Origin of the sequence: Kocuria arenosa, assembly GCF_042879215.1 — a bacterium.
In the GTDB taxonomy this organism is placed as follows: domain Bacteria; phylum Actinomycetota; class Actinomycetes; order Actinomycetales; family Micrococcaceae; genus Kocuria; species Kocuria arenosa.
In genome coordinates this window covers 50,414-68,243 of record NZ_JBHZTA010000009.1, presented here as the reverse complement: position 1 = coordinate 68,243, position 17,830 = coordinate 50,414, and the positions used below count along the sequence as shown (strand labels likewise).

At 73.2% G+C, this 17,830-nt stretch carries 18 protein-coding genes; 7 read left to right on the top strand and 11 right to left on the bottom strand.

Annotated features, from left to right (window positions below; all coding sequences use genetic code 11):
- The first annotated feature begins 139 nt into the window (after positions 1 to 139).
- The 3 genes from ACFYE3_RS14935 to ACFYE3_RS14925 all read left to right on the top strand — a co-directional run bounded on the left by ACFYE3_RS14935 (position 140) and on the right by ACFYE3_RS14925 (position 2,994).
- Positions 140 to 970: a hypothetical protein gene (locus ACFYE3_RS14935; RefSeq protein WP_387610400.1), complete on the top strand. Its 831-nt coding sequence runs from the start codon at positions 140 to 142 to the stop codon at positions 968 to 970.
- 296 nt (positions 971 to 1,266) lie between these two features.
- Positions 1,267 to 1,431, top strand: a complete 165-nt coding sequence (locus ACFYE3_RS14930) for a hypothetical protein (RefSeq protein ID WP_017834952.1) — start codon at positions 1,267 to 1,269, stop codon at positions 1,429 to 1,431.
- 225 nt (positions 1,432 to 1,656) lie between these two features.
- On the top strand, positions 1,657 to 2,994 hold the full coding sequence (locus ACFYE3_RS14925; RefSeq protein ID WP_387610399.1) for an HAAAP family serine/threonine permease: 1,338 nt from the start codon (positions 1,657 to 1,659) through the stop codon (positions 2,992 to 2,994).
- Between the two features lie 47 nt (positions 2,995 to 3,041).
- On the opposite strand, the gene ACFYE3_RS14920 is transcribed toward ACFYE3_RS14925, so the two are convergent.
- The 8 genes from ACFYE3_RS14920 to ACFYE3_RS14885 all read right to left on the bottom strand — a co-directional run bounded on the left by ACFYE3_RS14920 (position 3,042) and on the right by ACFYE3_RS14885 (position 9,672).
- Positions 3,042 to 3,659, bottom strand: coding sequence for a maleylpyruvate isomerase family mycothiol-dependent enzyme (locus ACFYE3_RS14920; protein WP_387610397.1), 618 nt, complete (start codon positions 3,657 to 3,659; stop codon positions 3,042 to 3,044).
- Positions 3,656 to 4,009, bottom strand: coding sequence for a VOC family protein (locus ACFYE3_RS14915; protein ID WP_387610395.1), 354 nt, complete (start codon positions 4,007 to 4,009; stop codon positions 3,656 to 3,658). Before ACFYE3_RS14915 ends, ACFYE3_RS14920 begins: the two co-directional genes overlap by 4 nt.
- A 46-nt stretch (positions 4,010 to 4,055) precedes the next feature.
- A complete protein-coding gene (locus ACFYE3_RS14910) occupies positions 4,056 to 5,309 on the bottom strand; it encodes a sensor histidine kinase (protein WP_387610394.1) in 1,254 nt (417 codons plus the stop codon).
- Entirely contained in the window at positions 5,302 to 6,015 is a 714-nt protein-coding gene (locus tag ACFYE3_RS14905; RefSeq protein ID WP_387610392.1) for a response regulator transcription factor, read from the bottom strand. The genes ACFYE3_RS14910 and ACFYE3_RS14905 overlap by 8 nt, the downstream gene beginning before the upstream one ends.
- 19 nt (positions 6,016 to 6,034) lie before the next feature.
- Positions 6,035 to 6,415, bottom strand: coding sequence for a hypothetical protein (locus ACFYE3_RS14900; RefSeq protein ID WP_387610390.1), 381 nt, complete (start codon positions 6,413 to 6,415; stop codon positions 6,035 to 6,037).
- On the bottom strand, positions 6,415 to 8,232 hold the full coding sequence (locus ACFYE3_RS14895) for an Ig-like domain-containing protein (protein ID WP_387610388.1): 1,818 nt from the start codon (positions 8,230 to 8,232) through the stop codon (positions 6,415 to 6,417). Before ACFYE3_RS14895 ends, ACFYE3_RS14900 begins: the two co-directional genes overlap by 1 nt.
- 161 nt (positions 8,233 to 8,393) lie before the next feature.
- Positions 8,394 to 9,026, bottom strand: a complete 633-nt coding sequence (locus ACFYE3_RS14890; protein WP_387610386.1) for a signal peptidase I — start codon at positions 9,024 to 9,026, stop codon at positions 8,394 to 8,396.
- An 88-nt stretch (positions 9,027 to 9,114) separates the two neighbouring features.
- Positions 9,115 to 9,672, bottom strand: a complete 558-nt coding sequence (locus ACFYE3_RS14885; protein WP_387610384.1) for a TasA family protein — start codon at positions 9,670 to 9,672, stop codon at positions 9,115 to 9,117.
- A 535-nt stretch (positions 9,673 to 10,207) separates the two neighbouring features.
- On the opposite strand from ACFYE3_RS14885, the gene ACFYE3_RS14880 reads away from it, so the two are divergent.
- Both ACFYE3_RS14880 and ACFYE3_RS14875 read left to right on the top strand, forming a co-directional pair.
- Positions 10,208 to 11,125, top strand: a complete 918-nt coding sequence (locus ACFYE3_RS14880; RefSeq protein ID WP_387610382.1) for a peptidase — start codon at positions 10,208 to 10,210, stop codon at positions 11,123 to 11,125.
- A 158-nt stretch (positions 11,126 to 11,283) separates the two neighbouring features.
- Positions 11,284 to 13,542: an esterase-like activity of phytase family protein gene (locus ACFYE3_RS14875; RefSeq protein WP_387610381.1), complete on the top strand. Its 2,259-nt coding sequence runs from the start codon at positions 11,284 to 11,286 to the stop codon at positions 13,540 to 13,542.
- Between the two features lie 75 nt (positions 13,543 to 13,617).
- Here the strand turns inward: ACFYE3_RS14875 and ACFYE3_RS14870 are convergent, their stop codons facing one another.
- Positions 13,618 to 14,340, bottom strand: a complete 723-nt coding sequence (locus ACFYE3_RS14870; RefSeq protein ID WP_387610379.1) for a Pr6Pr family membrane protein — start codon at positions 14,338 to 14,340, stop codon at positions 13,618 to 13,620.
- A 92-nt stretch (positions 14,341 to 14,432) separates the two neighbouring features.
- Between ACFYE3_RS14870 and ACFYE3_RS14865 the strand changes: the two genes are divergently transcribed.
- On the top strand, positions 14,433 to 15,281 hold the full coding sequence (locus ACFYE3_RS14865) for a GmrSD restriction endonuclease domain-containing protein (protein WP_387610377.1): 849 nt from the start codon (positions 14,433 to 14,435) through the stop codon (positions 15,279 to 15,281).
- Positions 15,282 to 15,423: 142 nt separating this feature from the next.
- Here ACFYE3_RS14865 and ACFYE3_RS14860 read toward each other — a convergent pair whose 3' ends face one another.
- Entirely contained in the window at positions 15,424 to 15,738 is a 315-nt protein-coding gene (locus tag ACFYE3_RS14860) for a hypothetical protein (protein ID WP_387610375.1), read from the bottom strand.
- A 467-nt stretch (positions 15,739 to 16,205) separates the two neighbouring features.
- On the opposite strand from ACFYE3_RS14860, the gene ACFYE3_RS14855 reads away from it, so the two are divergent.
- Positions 16,206 to 16,856 (top strand): dihydrofolate reductase family protein, encoded by a 651-nt coding sequence (locus tag ACFYE3_RS14855; protein WP_387610373.1) that lies wholly within the window; start codon positions 16,206 to 16,208, stop codon positions 16,854 to 16,856.
- Positions 16,857 to 16,875: 19 nt separating this feature from the next.
- Here the strand turns inward: ACFYE3_RS14855 and ACFYE3_RS14850 are convergent, their stop codons facing one another.
- Positions 16,876 to 17,763, bottom strand: a complete 888-nt coding sequence (locus ACFYE3_RS14850) for a LysR family transcriptional regulator ArgP (protein ID WP_387610371.1) — start codon at positions 17,761 to 17,763, stop codon at positions 16,876 to 16,878.
- Positions 17,764 to 17,830: the final 67 nt, after the last annotated feature.

Here is a 17,830-nt window from a genome sequence, read left to right as displayed (position 1 = left end):
TGCGCCCCGCGGGACCGCACGATGTGAGAGTTCCCACTCGGCCTGGGCTTTCCCCGGTCAGTCCGGATAATGGGAAGGGCTGGCCCGAGCATCGCCGCGGGGACCAGCACCCCCTTCCCCGCCATCGGAACAGGACAGCATGACCCTGGAAAAACCACGCACCGACGCCCCCACGCCCGACGACCATCCCCGGACCGAGGAGCAGACCGAGAAGAAGAGCCCGGCCCTCAACATCCCGGGCCTGCTCGCCGGCGCCGCCACCGCCGCGACCATGTCCGTGATCGGCGGTCACCTCAGCGTCGTCGGCACCGTTCTCGGCGCCGCGCTGACCAGCATCGTGTCCGGTGTCGCCATCGTCCTCTACTCGACCTCCCTCGAGAAGAGCCGCCGCGGCCTGAAGAAGGTGCACTCCACCGTGGCCCAGCGCGTGCTCGCGCGCCCCGGGATGGACGCCTCCGAGTCCGACGGCAGCACCGCGCTGGCCGACGGCGGCCGCTGGAGCACCCTGCGCCCCCGGCTGAAGCCCATCCTGGTCAGCACCGGCGCCGTCCTCGGCCTCGCGGTCGGGGCCGTCTTCGGGATCCAGGCACTCACCGGCACGGAGCTCTCCGGCGGCACGGGCACGATCCAGCGCACCGTGACCGGCAGCGAGTCGGTGTCCGTGCGCAGCGACGTCACCCCCGTCCCGGTCGAGGACCCGGCCGCCGGCACCGGCGAGGTCGCCCCCGCCGAGGGAACCGCCCCGACCGCGGAGGTCACCGTGCCCCCCGGTGGGGTCGCTCCGGGCGAGGGCGCCCCCACGAGCGGAGCGGTGACCGAGGACGGCACCACGTCCGGCGGTACGCTCCCGGACACGGGCGGCCAGCAGTCGGACACCGGCCAGACCGACACCGGCCAGGCGGGCGCCGGCGCGGCCGCCCAGCAGGGTGTCACCGGCGCCGACGCCGGGGCGGCCCCCGCGGCGCCGTAGCCGGGAGCGCGCACCTCGAGGACCCAGGGGCGGGGACGTGGACACCACGTTCCCGCCCCTTCTCCTGTCGGCGCTCTCCCCCCGGGGGCGGGCCGCGCCATCTTTCGTCATGTTCGCCTGTCGACCCTGACCAGGACCGATGTTTGCGGAGCCTCCCGCGAGGTCTGGACTTAAGTCGACTGACATATGTCCCTGACGGCACCTAACTTGGCCTCATCCCGGTTGCGGTCGCAGACGGGAGGGGATCGACGAAGGGGATGACAGTGGCAGGGGTTCGAGAAGTTCGCGGAAATCAGGTGGCACAGTGGCTGACGGTCGCGGCCGTCATGCTGTTCGTCGCCAACGGCGCCGTCCTGGCCCTCGGGTCCCAGGCGTACGGGTGGGCCACGCTGCTGTTCGCGGCGGCCGCGTACTTCGCAGTTTCCACCGGGATCGTGGGACGCCCCCTGCGACAGCACTGACATCCGTACGAGCAACCACCGGCGCAGCGACGGCCCGGCACGTCACTCGTGCCGGGCCGTCGCTGCGCCGTCGTCCTGGCGAGGGTTCTGCGGCACGCGCGCTCCCCGGGGGTGACGGCGGCGCCCGTGTCGCGCTCCGCGCGTGCACCGGTGGCCCGGAGGGACGCGGTCCGGCTGGTATCGTCCCCGTGGTCCACCCCACACGCGCACCCATCGAGGACCACCATGTCGCGCTCCCCTGCCCCGCGGACGATCTCCGCCGACGCAGAACCCGCCCACTTCCCGACGACCACGAACCCCGCCCAGGACCGTCCGTCCGCGGCACCCGGCCCCCGGAGGGGGCCCTCCGGGGTCGACACCGGCTGGATGCTCGGCCTGTTCGGCACCGCGATCGGCGCGGGCATCCTCTTCCTCCCGATCAACGCGGGCGCCGGCGGCCTGTGGCCGCTGCTCGTCGTGACGCTCCTCATCGGACCGATGACCTACCTGTCCCACCGGGCCCTCGCGCGCTTCGTGTGCGCCTCGCCGCGGAAGGGCGAGGACATCACGGTCGTGGCCCGCGACTACTTCGGGGAGGGCGCCGGGCGGGTCATCACCGTCCTGTACTTCCTCGCGATCTACCCCATCGTCCTGATCTACGGGGTGGGCATCACCAACACGGTCGAGAGCTTGATGGTCAACCAGCTGGGCCTGCCCCAGGTGCCCCGCGTGCTGCTCTCCGGGGTGCTGATCGCCCTGATGATGCTGGTCATGGTCGCCGGTCAGCGCCTCATGCTCGCCGTGACCCGGTGGCTCGTCTATCCGCTGATCCTCGCCCTGCTGGGGGTGACGATCCACCTCGTCCCCACCTGGCAGGTCGGCGACCTCGCCGTGGTGCCGTCCGCCGGCGAGCTCACCCTGTCGGTCTGGCTGATCATCCCGGTGCTGGTGTTCGCGTTCAACCACTCCCCGGCCATCTCCCAGTTCTCCCTGGCGATGCAGCGCGAGCACGGGACGCACGCGCCCGAGGCCGCGTCCCGGGTGCTCCGCCGCACCACGGTCCTGCTGGTGCTGTTCACCATGGCGTTCGTCTGGTCCTGCGTCCTGTCCCTGGGCACCACCGGGCTGCAGGAGGCCCGTGAGGCCAACCTCCCCGTGCTCTCCCACCTGGCCAACATGCACGGCAATCCCCTGATCGGCTACCTCGGCCCCGCCGTGGCGATCGTGGCGATCGTCTCCTCGTTCTTCGGCCACTACCTGGGCGCCAGTGAGGGCGCGGCCGGCATCGTGCGCAGCATGCTGCCCGCGCGGGTCCGGCAGCCCCAGGAGCGGACGCTGCGCCGCGGGATCGCGGTCTTCGTCTTCCTCACCACGTGGGCGGCCGCGGTGCTCAACCCGAGCATCCTGTCGTTGATCGAGTCCCTGGCCGGGCCCGTCATCGCCGTGATCCTGTACCTCATGCCGATGTACGCCGTGCGCCGGGTCCCGGCGCTGGCGCCCTACCGCGGTCAGTTGTCGAACGTGTTCGTGACCGTCGCCGGGCTCGTGGCCATCAGCGGCATCCTCTTCACCCTCGTCCGCTGAGCCCGGGGCGCTGAGCGCCGGCGACGTCGGCGCTCAGCGCTCAGCGCTCAGCGCGCGAGTGCTGCCGCTCCCGGGCCGGTGAGCTCCTCCGGGCCGACCGGGCGCCCGGACACCGCCAGCAGCAGCGCGAGGGCGCGGCCGTGCACCTCCGGGCCCGTCCCGGTGTCGAGGTCGGCGTCGGTGGCCACGAGCCGCAGTCCCGCGGCCCGCTCCCTGCCGCCGCCGAGCGTCACGCCGGTCCTCAGTTGATGCCGCAGGGCCTCGGCGACCGGCCCGGCCGGACAGACGTGGGTGAGCGAGAGCGGGCGCCGGATGTCCTCCCCGTGCACGAACGCCTCCACCAGTCGGGTGGCCGGGGGCGCCGGCGCGCTCGTCGTGCGGCCGCTCGCCGCGCGGAACGCGGCGAGCGTCTCCCGGGGATTCGCTCGGCGCTCCCGTGCGATCCCCCGGGCGTTGCAGCGGTCGAAGTCGAAGCCGGCGGCCGCGAGGCGGCGGAGGAAGCCCAGGCGCGTGGTCCTCGCGTCGTCGACGAGGTGGGCCAGGACGTCGTGGACGTCCCAGCCGGGGCACAGCGACGGAGTCGCCCACTGCTGCGCCGGCAGGTCCCCCAGGTCCCGGATCAGCGCCTGGCGCTCGGCGTGGACCACGGGCCAGATCTTGGTCATGCTGCCGGCGCTCCGCCGAACCAGATCTCGTTGCCCTCCGGGTCCCGGAACAGCGCTTCCCGCATTCCGTCGGGGTAGTCCTCCCACTCGGCGGGATCGAGCCCCCGGTCGGCGATCCGGGCGACCCAGGCCTCCAGCTCGGGGACGTCGCCGACGAAGATCGTGTGCCGCGAGTGACCGGCGTGCTCGGGCCGGTGCACGATGAACACGGAGCGGTGCTCGGCCAGGTCCCACACCGCTTCGGTGGGGCCTGCGAGCAGGTCGGGCGGTGCGCCCAGGAGGCGTTCGTACCAGTCCAGGGCGCGCGCGTAGTCACCGACGGAGATGCCTGCGTAGAGGTCCAGGGCCATGCTCGAACGCTACCGAGGTGAGCGCGTCCTGGGAACGGCTCGGTGCTCACGCGGTGGCCGCCGCCGGTCTCGCGTGCTGGGGCAGCCGCAGCAGGAACGTGGTGGTCGGGGTGGACTCCAGGGTCAGGCTGCCGCCGAGGGACTCCGCCAGTTCGGCGGCCACGGTCAGCCCGATGCCCTCGCCGTCGTCGCGGGTGCTGACGTGGCGGTCGAAGATGCGCTGGTCGGCGGGCCGGGGACCGTCGTCCTGGACCGTGATCGCCCAGTGGGTGCGCGCGTCCCTGGCCCGCACACGGACGGCGCCGCGGCCGTGCCGCAGGGCGTTGTGGACGAGCACGTCCAGGATCTGCTGCAGCTGGCCCGGGTGGGTGCGGGTGCGGGCGGGACGGGGAGCCATGGCGGTGACGGTGCGGCCCTCGGCACCGGCCTGCCGGTCCCACCGCTCGGCGGTCTCGGCGGTGAGCAGGGCCAGGTCCACGGGCACCGGACGCTCCAGGCGGCGGCCGCGGGAGTGCTCCAGCAGCTCGGTCACCGTCCCGCTGAGCCGGTCCAGCTCCCGCAGCGCCCGGTGGAGCTGGTCGGACACCGCGGGGGCGGTCTCGGGCCAGTAGGTGAGGTCCTCCAGCTCCAGGCGGAGGGCGGTGAGCGGGGTCCGCAGCTGGTGGGAGGCGTTGGCCGCGAACTGCCGCTCGCGGTGCAGCAGGGTCTCGAGCTGCCGCGAGCTGGCCTGCAGGGCGGCGCCGATGGCCCGGGCCTCGGGCAGCGAGGAGTCCAGCGGCGGCAGGGTGAAGGTCCCGTGCCCCAGCCGGCGGGCGGCCTCGGCCAGGCGCTGGAAGGGCTGCGCCAGCCGGCGGGCCAGCAGGACGGCGGCCACGGCGGCGAGGACCACCAGGACCAGGCCGATGACCACGAGCGGCATCACCGCCTCGGAGATGCGCTCGCTCACGGACGCGCCGGTGCGGGTCAGCTCCACGGTGGTGCCGTCCGGCAGGGGTCGGATCTCGACGATGTCCGCGGCGTGCGCCCCGGCGGTCCCCGTCGTGGCGAGCATCCCGCCGACGGCGTCGCGGTGGACCAGCAGCTCACCGTCCCCCGTGAGCTCCACCAGGTCCTCGTCGTCGATCGTGCCGGTGCGCGAGCGCTCCGTGAGCACGGCGGCCACGAGGTCGGCGGAGTGCTCCGTCTGCTGTGCCGCGCTGGTCTGCACACGGTCGGCCAGCATGTAGACGCGGGGCACCGCGTACAGGACGATCACGGTGAGCGTCAGCCCGACGAGCACCGTGATCAGCCGGTCACGCATCCGGCGGGCCGTCCTCGAGCCGGAAGCCGATCCCGCGCACGGTGACGATCTGGGCGGGCGCGCCGGAGTCCACCAGCTTGTGCCGCAGGCGGGCGACGGTGACGTCGAGGGTCTTGGTGGAGCCGAACCAGTTCTCGTCCCACACCCGGTCCATGAGGTGCTCCCGCGTGACCACGTTCCCGCGGACGCCGTCGAGCTCCGCCAGGACGTCGAACTCCTTGGCGGTCACCGGCAGGACGGTGTCCGCCACGAAGGCCTGCCGGGACTGCGGGTCCACGCGCAGTCCCTGGGCGGGCTGCGGCACGGGCGCGGTGTGCGGGCCGGGGTCGGTGTGCGGGCCGGCCTGCCGGCGCAGCAGCGCCCGGACGCGGGCCAGCAGCTCGGCCAGGCTGAAGGGCTTCGCCATGTAGTCGTCGGCGCCCACGTCGAGGCCGACCACCCGGTCGATCTCCGAGCCGCGGGCGGTGAGGATGAGCACGGCCCCGGTGTAGCCGTCCTCCCGGGCCTGCCGGCACACGTCCAGTCCGTCCCCGTCCGGCAGCCCGAGGTCGAGGACGACCAGGGGGAACCGCCCGGTGGCGGCGCTCGCGAGGGCGGCCCGACCGGTGCTCACCCGTTCCACGGCGTACTGCTCCCGCTCGAGGGCGCGGGTCAGGGGGAGGGCGATGCCGTCGTCGTCCTCCACCAGGAGGATGCTGGGGGCCATTGCAAAAACATATCCATTCTCATGGTCCGACCCGGTGTCCTGCGTCATGTTGCGACCGCAGGCCGCGCAGGACGACGACGGCGCCCAGCACCGCAGCGGCTCCCGTCGCGGTGAGGCCGGTCCGGGCGGCCGCACGACCGAGCCCGGGCAGGCCGAGCGCCACCAGCAGCCCCTCCCCGAGCAGCGTCAGCGCCGACACGAGCACCAGGGTGAAGCGGGCCGTGAAGCAGCCGCGGAGCCGGAGGCACACGGAGGCCGCGGCACCCAGGACGGCCCCGGCGAGGAGCAGCACGCTCAGGTACGCGGCCTCGTCCCTGATCAGCACGGCCTGGGCGGCCAGGACCGCGGCGAGCGACGCCGCGGCCACGGCGGTGACCCGGCGGGGGGCGGACCCGGCCATCAGAACTCCCGGTCCAGGGCGCCGGTCTCGGTCACCGGGCTCGTCGAGCTGGGCTTGCCGGCCAGATCGACGACCGCCGCCGAGGGCGTCCACACCATGGCGGCCCCCGTGGAGACGGTGCGCAGGCTGCCGCTGCCGCTGATGGCCGCCCCCAGCGTGACGGTGACCGCGCTGCGGGTGACCCCGTTGACGACCACGGTGCTCTTGGTCATCGTGGCGTTGAACGTGGCGGTCCGGCCGCTGCGGATGTAGGTCTGCCGCAGGTTCACCGAGCCGAGGTTCACAGCGCTGCCGGTGCGGCCCACGGTGAGGACGGAGCCCGTGCTGGTGCCGTTGAGCGTCACGACCACCGGGACGGCCTGGGTGCCGTCCCAGCCCGGCGTGACCGAGGCCGGGGCGACCTGTCCCGAGTACGTGTAGGTGATGCTGTCCCGGGCGTCGAGTCGGCCGGCCGTGGTGCCGCCGTTGGCGGTCTGCACGTCGGCCCCGCGCAGCGGGGCGTTGTCGACCTGCCGGGCGGTGACCAGGGCGGAGAGGGTCTCCCTGCCCTGCGCGTCCTTGAGCACGGCGCGCAGGTCGTAGGCGCCGTCGGCCACGCCGGTCGTGCCCCAGTCGCAGCTGTAGGGGGCCGTGGTGTCGGTGCAGATGGTGGTGAAGGTGCTGCCCTTGGCCGGCGCGTACTGGATCTGCACGGAACTGATGCCGGCGGTGGAGTTGGCGACGGCCGTCAGCGTCTCGACACCGCTGAGGAAGGCCCCCGGGTCCTCGAGCGAGACGGAGGAGAGGGTGTTGTCGACCGCGCGGTGGGTCACCGCGGCCGACGTCGTGGTGTTCCCGGCGGCGTCGGTGGCGACCGCCCGGAAGCTGTACGTGCCGTTGTCCAGTCGCATGGTGTCGAAGCGGCAGCTGTAGGGCTCTTCGGTGACCACGCACAGCTGCTGGTAGCTGGTGCTGCCGCTCGGGGCGTACTGCAGGACGACCTGATCGATCCCGGAGTGCGCGTCCGTGGCGGCGGCGGCGAAGGTGCGGGTGCCGCTGAGCGGTGAGCCGGGGTCGGCCATGGTGACCGTCGGGGCGGTGTTGTCGACGAGGATGTCCGCTCGGGTCGCCGAGTAGCTGGTCGTGGCGCTGTTCCCCGAGCCGGACACGGCCACCGCCCGCAGGTCGTAGTCGCCGCTGGACACGGTCGTGGAGCCCCACGAGCAGGAGTACTGCCCGGCGGGCGCGGTGCACGCCGTGGTCCACTTGGCGCCGGTCACCCCGGTCGCGAAGTGCTCGAAGCGCACGGCGGGAGCGGTGCTGCCGGAGTGGACGACCGTGGCGGTGAGCTGCACCGAGCCGCGCAGCACATCCCCGGGGTCGGCGAGGAACACGCTCGAGGTGTTGGCCACGAGCGTGCTCGCGCTGCTCGAGGTGGCGCTGTAGCCGGCCTTGTCCGTGGCCACCGCCCGCAGCGCGTAGGAGCCGTCCGCCACGGTGCTGGTGGTCCAGGCGCAGCTGTAGGGCGACGCGGTGACGGAGCAGACGGTTTCCCAGGTCCCGCCGGCGGAGGGCTGGTACTGGATCTCCACTCCGGCGATCCCGGACTCGGCGTCAGTGGCCGTGGCACTCAGTGTGACCGTTCCGGTCACCGTCGACGCGGGGGCGGTCAGCGCGACCTTCGGGGGCGTCCAGTCGGCGGCGGCCCGGACGGTGCTCTGCGGGTTGGCCGAGCGGCTCGTGAAGGACGCGGCGGAGAACTGGGTGGTGCCGGTGAGCCCCAGGAGCAGACCGAGCACGACGACGAGAGCAGCAGTCGCAGCGGTTCGTGCGGTCATGGCGATCAGTGGCTCCCGGGGCGTGGGTCGAGGTCGGCGTGGGCGAGATCCGGACGGGCAGTTCCCACGCTAGAGAGCGGGTGGCAACAGGCCGGCGACAAAGGACGCCCGCAGCCCCACAGTTCGGCAACACCTCCCCGGAGAGACGTGTGCGGCCCCGGTCAGGCCAGCGCCGCGGCCTTCCGGCCGGGAGCTCCACTCCCCTGCGGGCTCTCAGCGCGTTCCCGCGGAGTGCCGTCGCGTTCCGGCGAAGTCCCGGTCCGGGACCGGGGGCGGCGCAGGACCTGGACGACCTCCACCGCGCAGCGGAGGGCGATGAGCCCGGCCGGCACGCCGATGACGAGCTGCCGGACCTGCGGGTCGGACAGGGCGATGAACGCCCATCCCAGGTGCGGAACGGCGTGGTCCAGACGGGCCTGGGTGGGCCCGGGCAGCTGGAAGGTCCACGGGTCGGGATCGGCGTTGGCGTCCCCCTGGGTCCGGAAGACGGGACCGGCCTCGGAGGCCTCGACGGAGAGGATGCGGTGGGTGACCAGCTCGGTGAGCCCGGAGTCCGGCGGCGGCAGATAGGTGATGACGTCGCCGACCGCGAGGTCCGCCACCGGTACTGCGCTCTCGATGGCCAGGGTGCCCTTCTCGAAGGTCCCGGACATCGAGGCGCCGGTGATGACGTAGCGCTCGTAGCCCAGCGCGCCGGGCACGAGCATGGCCAGCGCCAGGGCCAGCACCACGAGGGCGGCCAGGTTCAGCGCCACCCGGGAGACGGCCCGGGCCACGGTCCGCGCAGCACGCACGGTGTCCTCCTGCTGCGGGCGCACGCCCGCGGTCGTTCCGAGCAGAGACGGCGGGGCCGGTCCGTCAGGACCGGCCCCGCCGGATGGATCACTGGTCGGTGGTGGTGCCCGCAGCCTGGACCGCGTCCCAGTTGTAGGTGGCGGTGGCGGTCTTGCCCTGCTCCGTGTTGTCGGCGGACTGGGCCAGCGTGACGCTGAAGACGAAGGTCTTGGAGGTCTTCGGGTCCCAGCTGCCGAGGTCCAGGGGCTTGCCGGTGAGCTCGCCGAAGGTGCCGGTCCACACCGGGGTGGTCGAAGCGGACTCGGTGATCGTGAGCTTGAGGTTGGACTTGGTGGTGAAGCCGTTGGTCGCGGTCTCGGTGAGCTTGAAGCCGGCCGCCAGGGTGCCGGAGTTGGTGATGGTCACCGAGCCGTTGACCGTGTCGCCGGGCTTCATGTTGTCCAGGTCGAACACCGCGCTGTTGGTCTTGGAGTTCGTCTGGGTCAGCGTGCCGGTGGTGAAGGCGTTGGCGGAGTTCACCGAGTTGGAGGTGAAGTCCGCGCCGGAGCCCACCGCGAGCGCGGCGGCGGCGGCGAGGCCGGCCAGGGGGACGAGGACGCGGTAGCGGCGGGGACGGGTGACGGTGGCGGCGGCGATGGCGGTCATGGGAGGAGCCCTTCGTTCGATGGTGCACGGCGGCGATCTGTTGTTTCCCAAGCTACGGAGCGCCGTTCCACCGTCAGGCCACAGATCTGCCTCGGGGAAGCCGCAGTTCCACCACGCCCTCCGCCGGGTGCGGCCCGTTCCTACATCCTGGTAACAAGACAGTGCACGGAGCATCTTCTTCTGTGGGGGCCTCGGGGGACGGCGGTCGTCGTCGGCTGCCGGACGTGGTTTCCGGGGAGGCCGACCGCGCACGCCCGGGCCGCGGCCGCGGCGTCGGGCCGATGGAGGCAGGGATGTCGGCAGGAGTGTGGACGACGGATCTCCCGTCACAGAGGGGACGGACGGTGATCAGCCGTGTTTGCTTTCGTACACTTCAGTACGACCTGCGCGACCGCCCGATCCAGCACAGAAGCCAGGAATTATGCACCAGCCCGGTGGCACCACGCCGCACCGGGGAGCGTCGCCCCCGACTCGCGACGAGCACACCGCCGCCCCGCGCCTCAGGAGGTCCCCGAGCGGACGGACTCCGCAGTGGGTGCTCGACGACGCGCTGGAGCAGCAGCGGCAGGCCCTGCTGAGCCCGGGCGGACGACGGCGCCGGGCCCGGCGTGCCGCCCGGACCACCCGGGGGTCCGCCCACCGCTGGGCGACGGTGCCCCGGAGGCGCTGCAGGGCGTGGGGGGCGACGCCGGCCGTGGGCGTCGTGGTGCTGCTCGTGCTGTGGTTCACGCCCGGGCTCCTCCAGGACTACGCGCTGCCGGTCATCCGCCCCTATCTGCCGAACGCGTCGGCACCGCCGCCCGGGGCCGGGTCCGCCCCGGCGCCGCTCGGCACGCCCCCGGAGGTCGAGGACGCCGGCGGCTACCGCTTCATGGACTCTCCGGATCCCGCCCAGCCGATGGTCGCCTACGACCCGTGCCGGGCGGTGCACTACGTCGTGCGCCCGGACGGCGCCCCGCCGGGCGGCGGGCAGCTCGTCGAGGAGGCCGTCGCCGAGATCTCCGCGGCCACGGGACTGCGGTTCGTCCCCGCCGGGACCACGACGGAGGCGCCCGCCGAGCAGCGGGCGCCCTATCAGCCGGACCGGTACGGCCGGCAGTGGGCGCCCGTGCTCGTCGCGTGGTCCGACGAGACCGAGGTGCCGGGTCTGGCCGGGAACGTCGTGGGCCTCGGGGGCAGCACGGCCCGGCAGGCGCCCGGGCGGCCGTTCGTCTACGTCACCGGTCAGGTCGCCCTCGACGCCCCGGACCTGGCGCAGGTGCTGGACCACCCGGACGGAGCGGCCCACGTCCGCGCGACCATCGTCCACGAGCTGGCGCACGTGGTGGGGCTCGCCCACGTCGAGGATCCCGCGCAGATGATGCACCCGGCGGGCGGGGCCACAGTGCTCTCCGCCGGGGACCGGGCCGGCCTGGCGGAGCTGGGCTCCGGGGAGTGCGTGCCGCAGCTCTGACCTCGCCCACCCCGCACCGGCGTCCCTCCCGCCGCACCCCGACCCCGGCACGGCGCCGCAGGTCACAGCCCGGTCGGTGAACGTCCGGCGCGGCGTCGTTCGCCGTCATGTTCCCCGGACGCCACCGGCCGGCCACGCCCGGGACCTACGCTCGGCGCATGCGCAGAGTCTCAGCAGCCGCCGCGCTGGCCGCGGCCATCCTCTTCACGACCACGCCGGGGGCGGTGGCCCACACCGGTGACCCGGGCCGAGGGCCCGCCGGCGCGCCCGTGCTCGAGCAGCGCGCCACCCTCTCCGCCGACTTCCTCGCCGAGGGCCCGCCGTCCGGAGCGGACGCCACACCGGCGAACGGCCGCACCGGGCCCTTCGACGGCCAGGTGATCCCCGGGTTCTCCGCCATGGTCGACAACGGTGACGGCACCTTCTGGGCCATGCCGGACAACGGCTTCGGCAACCAGGAGAACTCCGGCGACTTCCTGCTGCGGCTCTACCGCATCGCCCCGCAGTGGGAGACCGCCGAGGGCGGGGACGGGGACATCGAGGTCCAGGACTTCGTGTCGCTGCGCGATCCGCACCACCGGATCCCCTTCGCCCTGGTGCACGAGGACACCGAGGAGCGGCTCCTGACCGGCAACGACTTCGACGTCGAGTCCGTGGTCCGCCAGCCGGACGGCACCTTCTGGATCGGCGAGGAGTTCGGCCCCTTCCTGCTGCACGTGGACGCCGAGGGCGTGGTGCTCGAGGAGCCCGTCCCGCTCGCCGACGTCCGTGACGGCGGGGAGGGGACGATCCGGTCGCCGCAGAACCCCGACCTCGAGGACGGGGAGCAGCCCGCCGTCGGCGCCAGCAAGGGCTTCGAGGCCATGGCGGGCTCGAAGAACGGCCGCTACCTCTACCCGATCCTGGAGGGCGCCCTCGCCGACGACGACGATCCGCGCCGCCGGCTGGTCCTCGAGTTCGACACGAGGACGCGGGAGTACACCGGCCGCTCGTGGGACTACGAGACGGACACCGACGCCAACCTCGTGGGCGACGCGTTCCTGACGGGTCAGAACCGGCTCCTGGTCCTCGAGCGCGACGACTTCGACGGCGCCGCGGCGGTCACCAAGCGCGTCTACGCCGTCGACCTCCGCCGCACGGAGGACTCCGGGCACCTCGAGAAGGAGCTGGTCGCCGACCTGCTGGCCATCGACAACCCGGCCGGCATCGGCACCGTGGCCTCCCCCGGCGCCTACGGCGTGGGCGAGCAGTTCTCCCTCCCCCAGCAGTCGGTCGAGGTGCTCCTGCAGCTGCGGGACGGCCGCCTGCTGGTCGGCACCGACAACAACTACCCGGGCAACGACGCCCGCTACCCCGGCACCCCGGACGACACCGAGCTCATCGTGCTGGACCGCGAGCGCCTCGAGCCCGGGGCCGGGACGGGCACCGAGGTGATCGGTCACCGCGGCGCCTCCGGGTACCGGCCCGAGCACACGCTGGCCTCCTATCAGCTGGCCATGACGCAGTGCGCCGACCACATCGAGCCCGACCTCGTCCCCACCAAGGACGGTGAGCTCGTGGCGCGGCACGAGAACGAGATCGGCGGCACCACCGACGTCGAGGACCGCCCGGAGTTCGCCGAGCGGCGCACCACCAAGGTGATCGACGGCGCCGAGGTCACCGGCTGGTTCACCGAGGACTTCACGCTGGCCGAGCTGCGCACCCTGCGCGCGGAGGAGCGCATCCCGGAGCTGCGGCCGGGCAGCACCGTGTTCGACGGCCTGTACCCGGTCCCGACCTTCGAGGAGGTCGTGGACCTGGCCCGCCGCTCGCGCACGTGCGACGGCGAGCCGATGGGGATCGCGCCCGAGCTCAAGCACCCCACGTACTTCGACTCGATCGGCCTGTCCCTGGAGGAGAGGGCGGTCGAGGTGCTCGAGGCCAACGGGTACGGCGACGAGGGCGACCCGGTCGTCCTGCAGAGCTTCGAGACGGCCAACCTGCGCGAGCTCGACGGGACGACCGACGTGCGCCTCGCCCAGCTGGTCAACTGCTCGGGCGCGCCGTTCGACCTCGTCGCCGCCGGTGACCCGAGCACGTACGCGGACCTCACCACGGCGGAGGGCCTGCAGGAGATCGCGTCCTACGCCGACATCCTCGGCGCCTGCAAGGACGTCATGATCCCGCGGGAGGCCGACGACACCCTCGGCGAGCCGACGGCCGTCATCGCCGACGCCCACGCCGCGGGCCTGGAGGTCCACGGCTGGACGTTCCGGGCGGAGAACTTCTTCCTGCCGGCCGAGCACCGTGTCGGCGCCGATCCCCGGGAGCACGGCGATCTGGCCGGCGAGATCAGGGCCTTCGTCGAGGCCGGCATGGACGGGCTGTTCTCCGACCACCCGGATCTCGCGGTCGCGGCCGTGGACGACGTGTCCTGACGGCCCGTTCCGACGACGCGCTGCGACCAGCCGCCCCCGGGACCGCCGGGACCGCCGGGCGGGCGGCCCGGCCCGTCAGCGGCTGAGCTCGCCCCCGTCGGCGTCGTCGTCGGCGTCGTTGTCGTCGGAAGACCCCGGTCCTCGCCGGGAGATCCCGACGAGGACCGCGGCCGTCGCCGTGATCGCCACCGCGAGCACCGCGACCCAGGCCGCCACGGACCCGTATCCGCCGGCCGACTCGTGGGGGTCCAGGAACGGGTAGGGATACCACCAGGGGTTGCCGGTGCCCTCGTCCAGCACGAACGGCGCCCGCGCCAGCGTGCAGCCCGCCCAGAGCACCGGATAGACCACGATGCCCCCGACCGCCCGCCACCGGACCCGGCTCCGCCCCGGGGCGAGCAGCCAGTCCAGCAGCGCACAGACCGGGACGATCGTGTGCAGCACCTCGTTGGCCCACGGCTGCTCCAGGCCCAGCTCCTGCGGGAGCCCGCGCAGCAGCGCGTTGTAGACGACCCCGGTGGTGACCGTGTACGTCGTCGCCGCGGCGCGCAGGGCACCGAGCCAGCCGGGGTCGGTGCCCCGCCGGGCGAGCAGGAACCACGCCCCGATCCCGAACACCACGGCGTGGAACAGCGAGGTCTGGATGGTGAAGTAGCTGAAGAAGTTGACGACGTCGACCGCGATGGCCCGGTCCCCGCGGTCGATCCAGAACCTCAGGTAGGCCTGCAGCCGCCCGGCCACGGCCGCGACGAGGGCCAGGCCCATCAGCACGCGGGCCGCGGCGAAGAATCGTCTCATGTCTGCCTTCCTCCGGTGCCGCCATCAACCCACACCGGCTGACCTGCGAGAATAGGACCTCCGAGACCACCGGTCGGAGCGGAGGGAACACCGTGCGCAGGTTCGAGCCACCCCGGCCCCGTGCGCGGTGGGCGGTGCTCGTCCCGCTCGTGCTCGCCCTGGGCCCCGTGACCGGGTGCACCCCGCAGGCCACGGAGGGCGCCTCCCCCGCCGCGCGAGCGCTCGCCGCTCTGCCGGTCGAGGACGCCGGTTCCGGTGAGGACTACGACCGGCTCGCCCAGTTCGGGGACTGGGCCGATCCCGACGGCAACGGCTGCGACGCCCGCAACGACGTCCTGGCCCGGGACCTGACCGGTGACGTCGTCGACGACGACGGGTGCAGGGTCCTCTCCGGGACCCTCGAGGACCCCTACACGGGGCGGACGATCGCGTTCGAGCGCGGACCGCTGACCTCCGCCGACGTGCAGATCGACCACGTGGTGGCCCTGAAGAACGCGTGGGTCTCCGGGGCCGACCGGCTCGCCCCGGACGAGCGCACGGCCCTGGCCAACGATCCCCTGAACCTGCGGGCCGTGGACGGGCCGACCAACGGGGAGAAGTCCGCCGCCGACGCCGCCGAGTGGCTGCCGCCGAACGAGTCGTTCCGGTGCGAGTACGTGGCCACCCAGATCGCGGTCAAGACCCGCTACGAGCTGTTCGTGACGGCTCGCGAGCGGGACGCCATGGCGGACGTGCTGGCCGGGTGCCCGGACCAGGGCGTGCCCAGCGACGTTCCGCCCGCCGCGGACGCCGTCGGCGCGGGTCCGTCCCCGGCGGAGGAGGTCTACTACGCCGACTGCGCCGCCGTGCGCGCGGCCGGCGCGGCGCCTCTGCGCTCGGACCAGCCCGGTTACCGCCCGGCGCTGGACCGGGGCGGGGCCGAGGGCCTGGCCTGCGAGTGACCGCGGGAACCGGGGGACGAGGGTGCTGCGGCAGCGCTCGTGCCGCAGCACGGGGTGCGCGCAGCCTCGTCCGCCGCATGTCCTCGGGTGCGTGCTGGACGACCGTCGTCGACCCGCCCACCGCCCTGACCGATCCGCGGCATCACCTCACGCGGCGGCAGGCGGGCTCGCTCGTGTAGGTGAGGATCACCTCGTCGTCCTCGGGTCGTTCCCGGAAGGAGCGGTGGGGGACGGCGGCCAGCACCGCGGTGATGACCGCTTCGTCGTCCTCGGGGCGTTCCCGCTCGGGACTCCACCGGTGGGGGGAACGCCCGACCTTCTCGACTGGTGAGGCGCCGTGCCGGGTCCGTTCGAGGAGCTGTGCCGGGAACCCTCGAACGGTGCCCTCGATCTCCTGGGGGGCCGGCTGTGCAGGAGGTGTTGATCCGGAGTGGATGCTGGTTGCCGTGGTTGTCATGCTCGCCTACTTCGTTGTAGTGGTGTGCCTGGCCGGTGTCCGCCCGCACAGGGCGTGAGGGACCCGGCGAAGTGCTCCGCTCCCTGGACCCCGCTCCGTCGCGGGGCCGGTGGGATCTCGACGGTCCGGGCGTGCTCGTAGACGCCGAGGACTTCAAGAGGTGCAGACGCCGCACTGGTGGGGACTCGCGTTCGCCCGCAGGTGCACCTGACCATAGTGAACTCGGTCATGGACCGGAACCACTCGACGAAATATGTCGACTCATCGGGACGTGGGGACGAGCAAGAGCGTGCGGGGCCCCGCGCGACCCGGGCCGGCGGCCCGGTGTTCGGCGACGCATTCGGAACGCACCAGCTCCCGGTCTGCGGCGGCGCAGGGCCTCGGCGACAGGTGACTCTTTCCCCGAGTGCGCCGAGCAGTCATCATCGTCGGAGGACTGAGTCGCCGGGATCGAAGGAGCACCCACCATGTCACTGGCCCGCGTCCACAGCTTCTCCGTCTCGCTCGACGGCTTCGGCACCGGTGAGGGCCTGAGCCAGGACGCCCCCTTCGGGCACGCCGGGGAGAGGCTGCATCAGTGGATGGTCGCCACCCGGTGGTGGGATCCCGGCGGCAGCGGTGGCGTGGACGACGCTTTCGCCCAGCAGCACGGTGTGGGGATCGGCGCCGAGATCATGGGGGCGGGGAAGTTCGGGCCTCCCGGGTGGCACGAGGACCCCGGGTGGAAGGGCTGGTGGGGTCCCAATCCGCCGTTCCACACACCCGTCTTCGTCCTCACCCATCACCCGCGCCCATCGATCGAGATGGAGGGCGGCACCACGTTCCACTTCCTGGACGCCTCACCCGCGGAGGCCCTCGAGACGGCCCGCCGGGCCGGAGACGGCCGGGACGTGCGCATCGGCGGAGGTCCCACCCTGGTCCGCGACTTCCTGGCGGCCGGGCTCGTCGATCATCTGCACGTGGTGGTGGTCCCGATCCTGCTGGGCCGTGGTGTGCGGCTCTGGGAGGGACTCGAGGGTCTGGAAGCGGGCTACCGGGTCGAGGCCACCTCCTCGCCCAGTGGAGTCACCCACGTGACCTTCACCCGGACGGTGCGCGGCGTCGCCGAGGCCCCGTGACCGCAGCGGGGGCCGCCGCTCAGCCGTCCTGCGCCGTGCTGCGCAGGTGCGCCCGGCCGATCCGGCGGACGCACTCGGTGATGCGGTGCAGCCGCCCGGAGTCCAGTGACCAGCTCTGCCAGTAGAGCGCGACGTCGTGGTGCGCGTGGTCCTCGAGCAGGTCCAGGGACCCGTCGGCGAGGTCGGTCCCCAGTTGCAGCTCCGGGAGCATGCCCCAGCCCAGGCCGGCCCGCACGGCGGCGAGGAATCCTTCGGCGGACGGGACGGTGTGGGTGGGCGGGGACCGGTCGACGCCGCGGGCGCGCAGGGCGTGCTGCTGCAGGTCGTCCTTGGCGTTGAACCGGAGCACCGGCATGTCCGCCCAGTCGACTCCGGCGTCGGTGGTGAACCGCCGGCGCAGGGCGGGGGCGGCGACGGGGACGTAGCGCATGTAGCCCAGCCGCTCGAGCCGGCACCCGCTGACGGGTGCGGGGTCCCCGGTGACGGCACCGATGACGTCCCCCTGGCGCAGGAGCCGGCTGCTGTGGTCCTGGTCCTCCACGTGCAGGTCCAGGGTGGTGTCCGTCCAGCCGGCGGCCTCCTGCAGGACGGGCACGAACCAGGTGGCCAGGGAGTCGGCGTTGACGGCCACCGGGGTCACCGTCCGGGAGGAGATCCCGTGGCCGAGGGAGTGCAGGGCCTCTGCTTCGAGGACCTGCACCTGGCGGGCGGTGCGCAGCAGCACGGCCCCGGCCTCGGTAGGGGTGCAGGGCACGCCGCGGCGCACCACGACCTGTCCCACGGAGGTCTCCAGGGCCTTGATCCGCTGGCTGACCGCCGAGGGGCTGATCCCCAGGGCGTCCGCGGCGGCCTCGAAGGTGCCCTCGTCGACGATCGCGGTCAGGGCGCGCAGGTGCTCGAAGTTCATGAAGCAAATCTAATGCACCCGTCGATTGTTTCGTTTGTCTGAATCCAGCCGGCTGGCTACCGTCGAA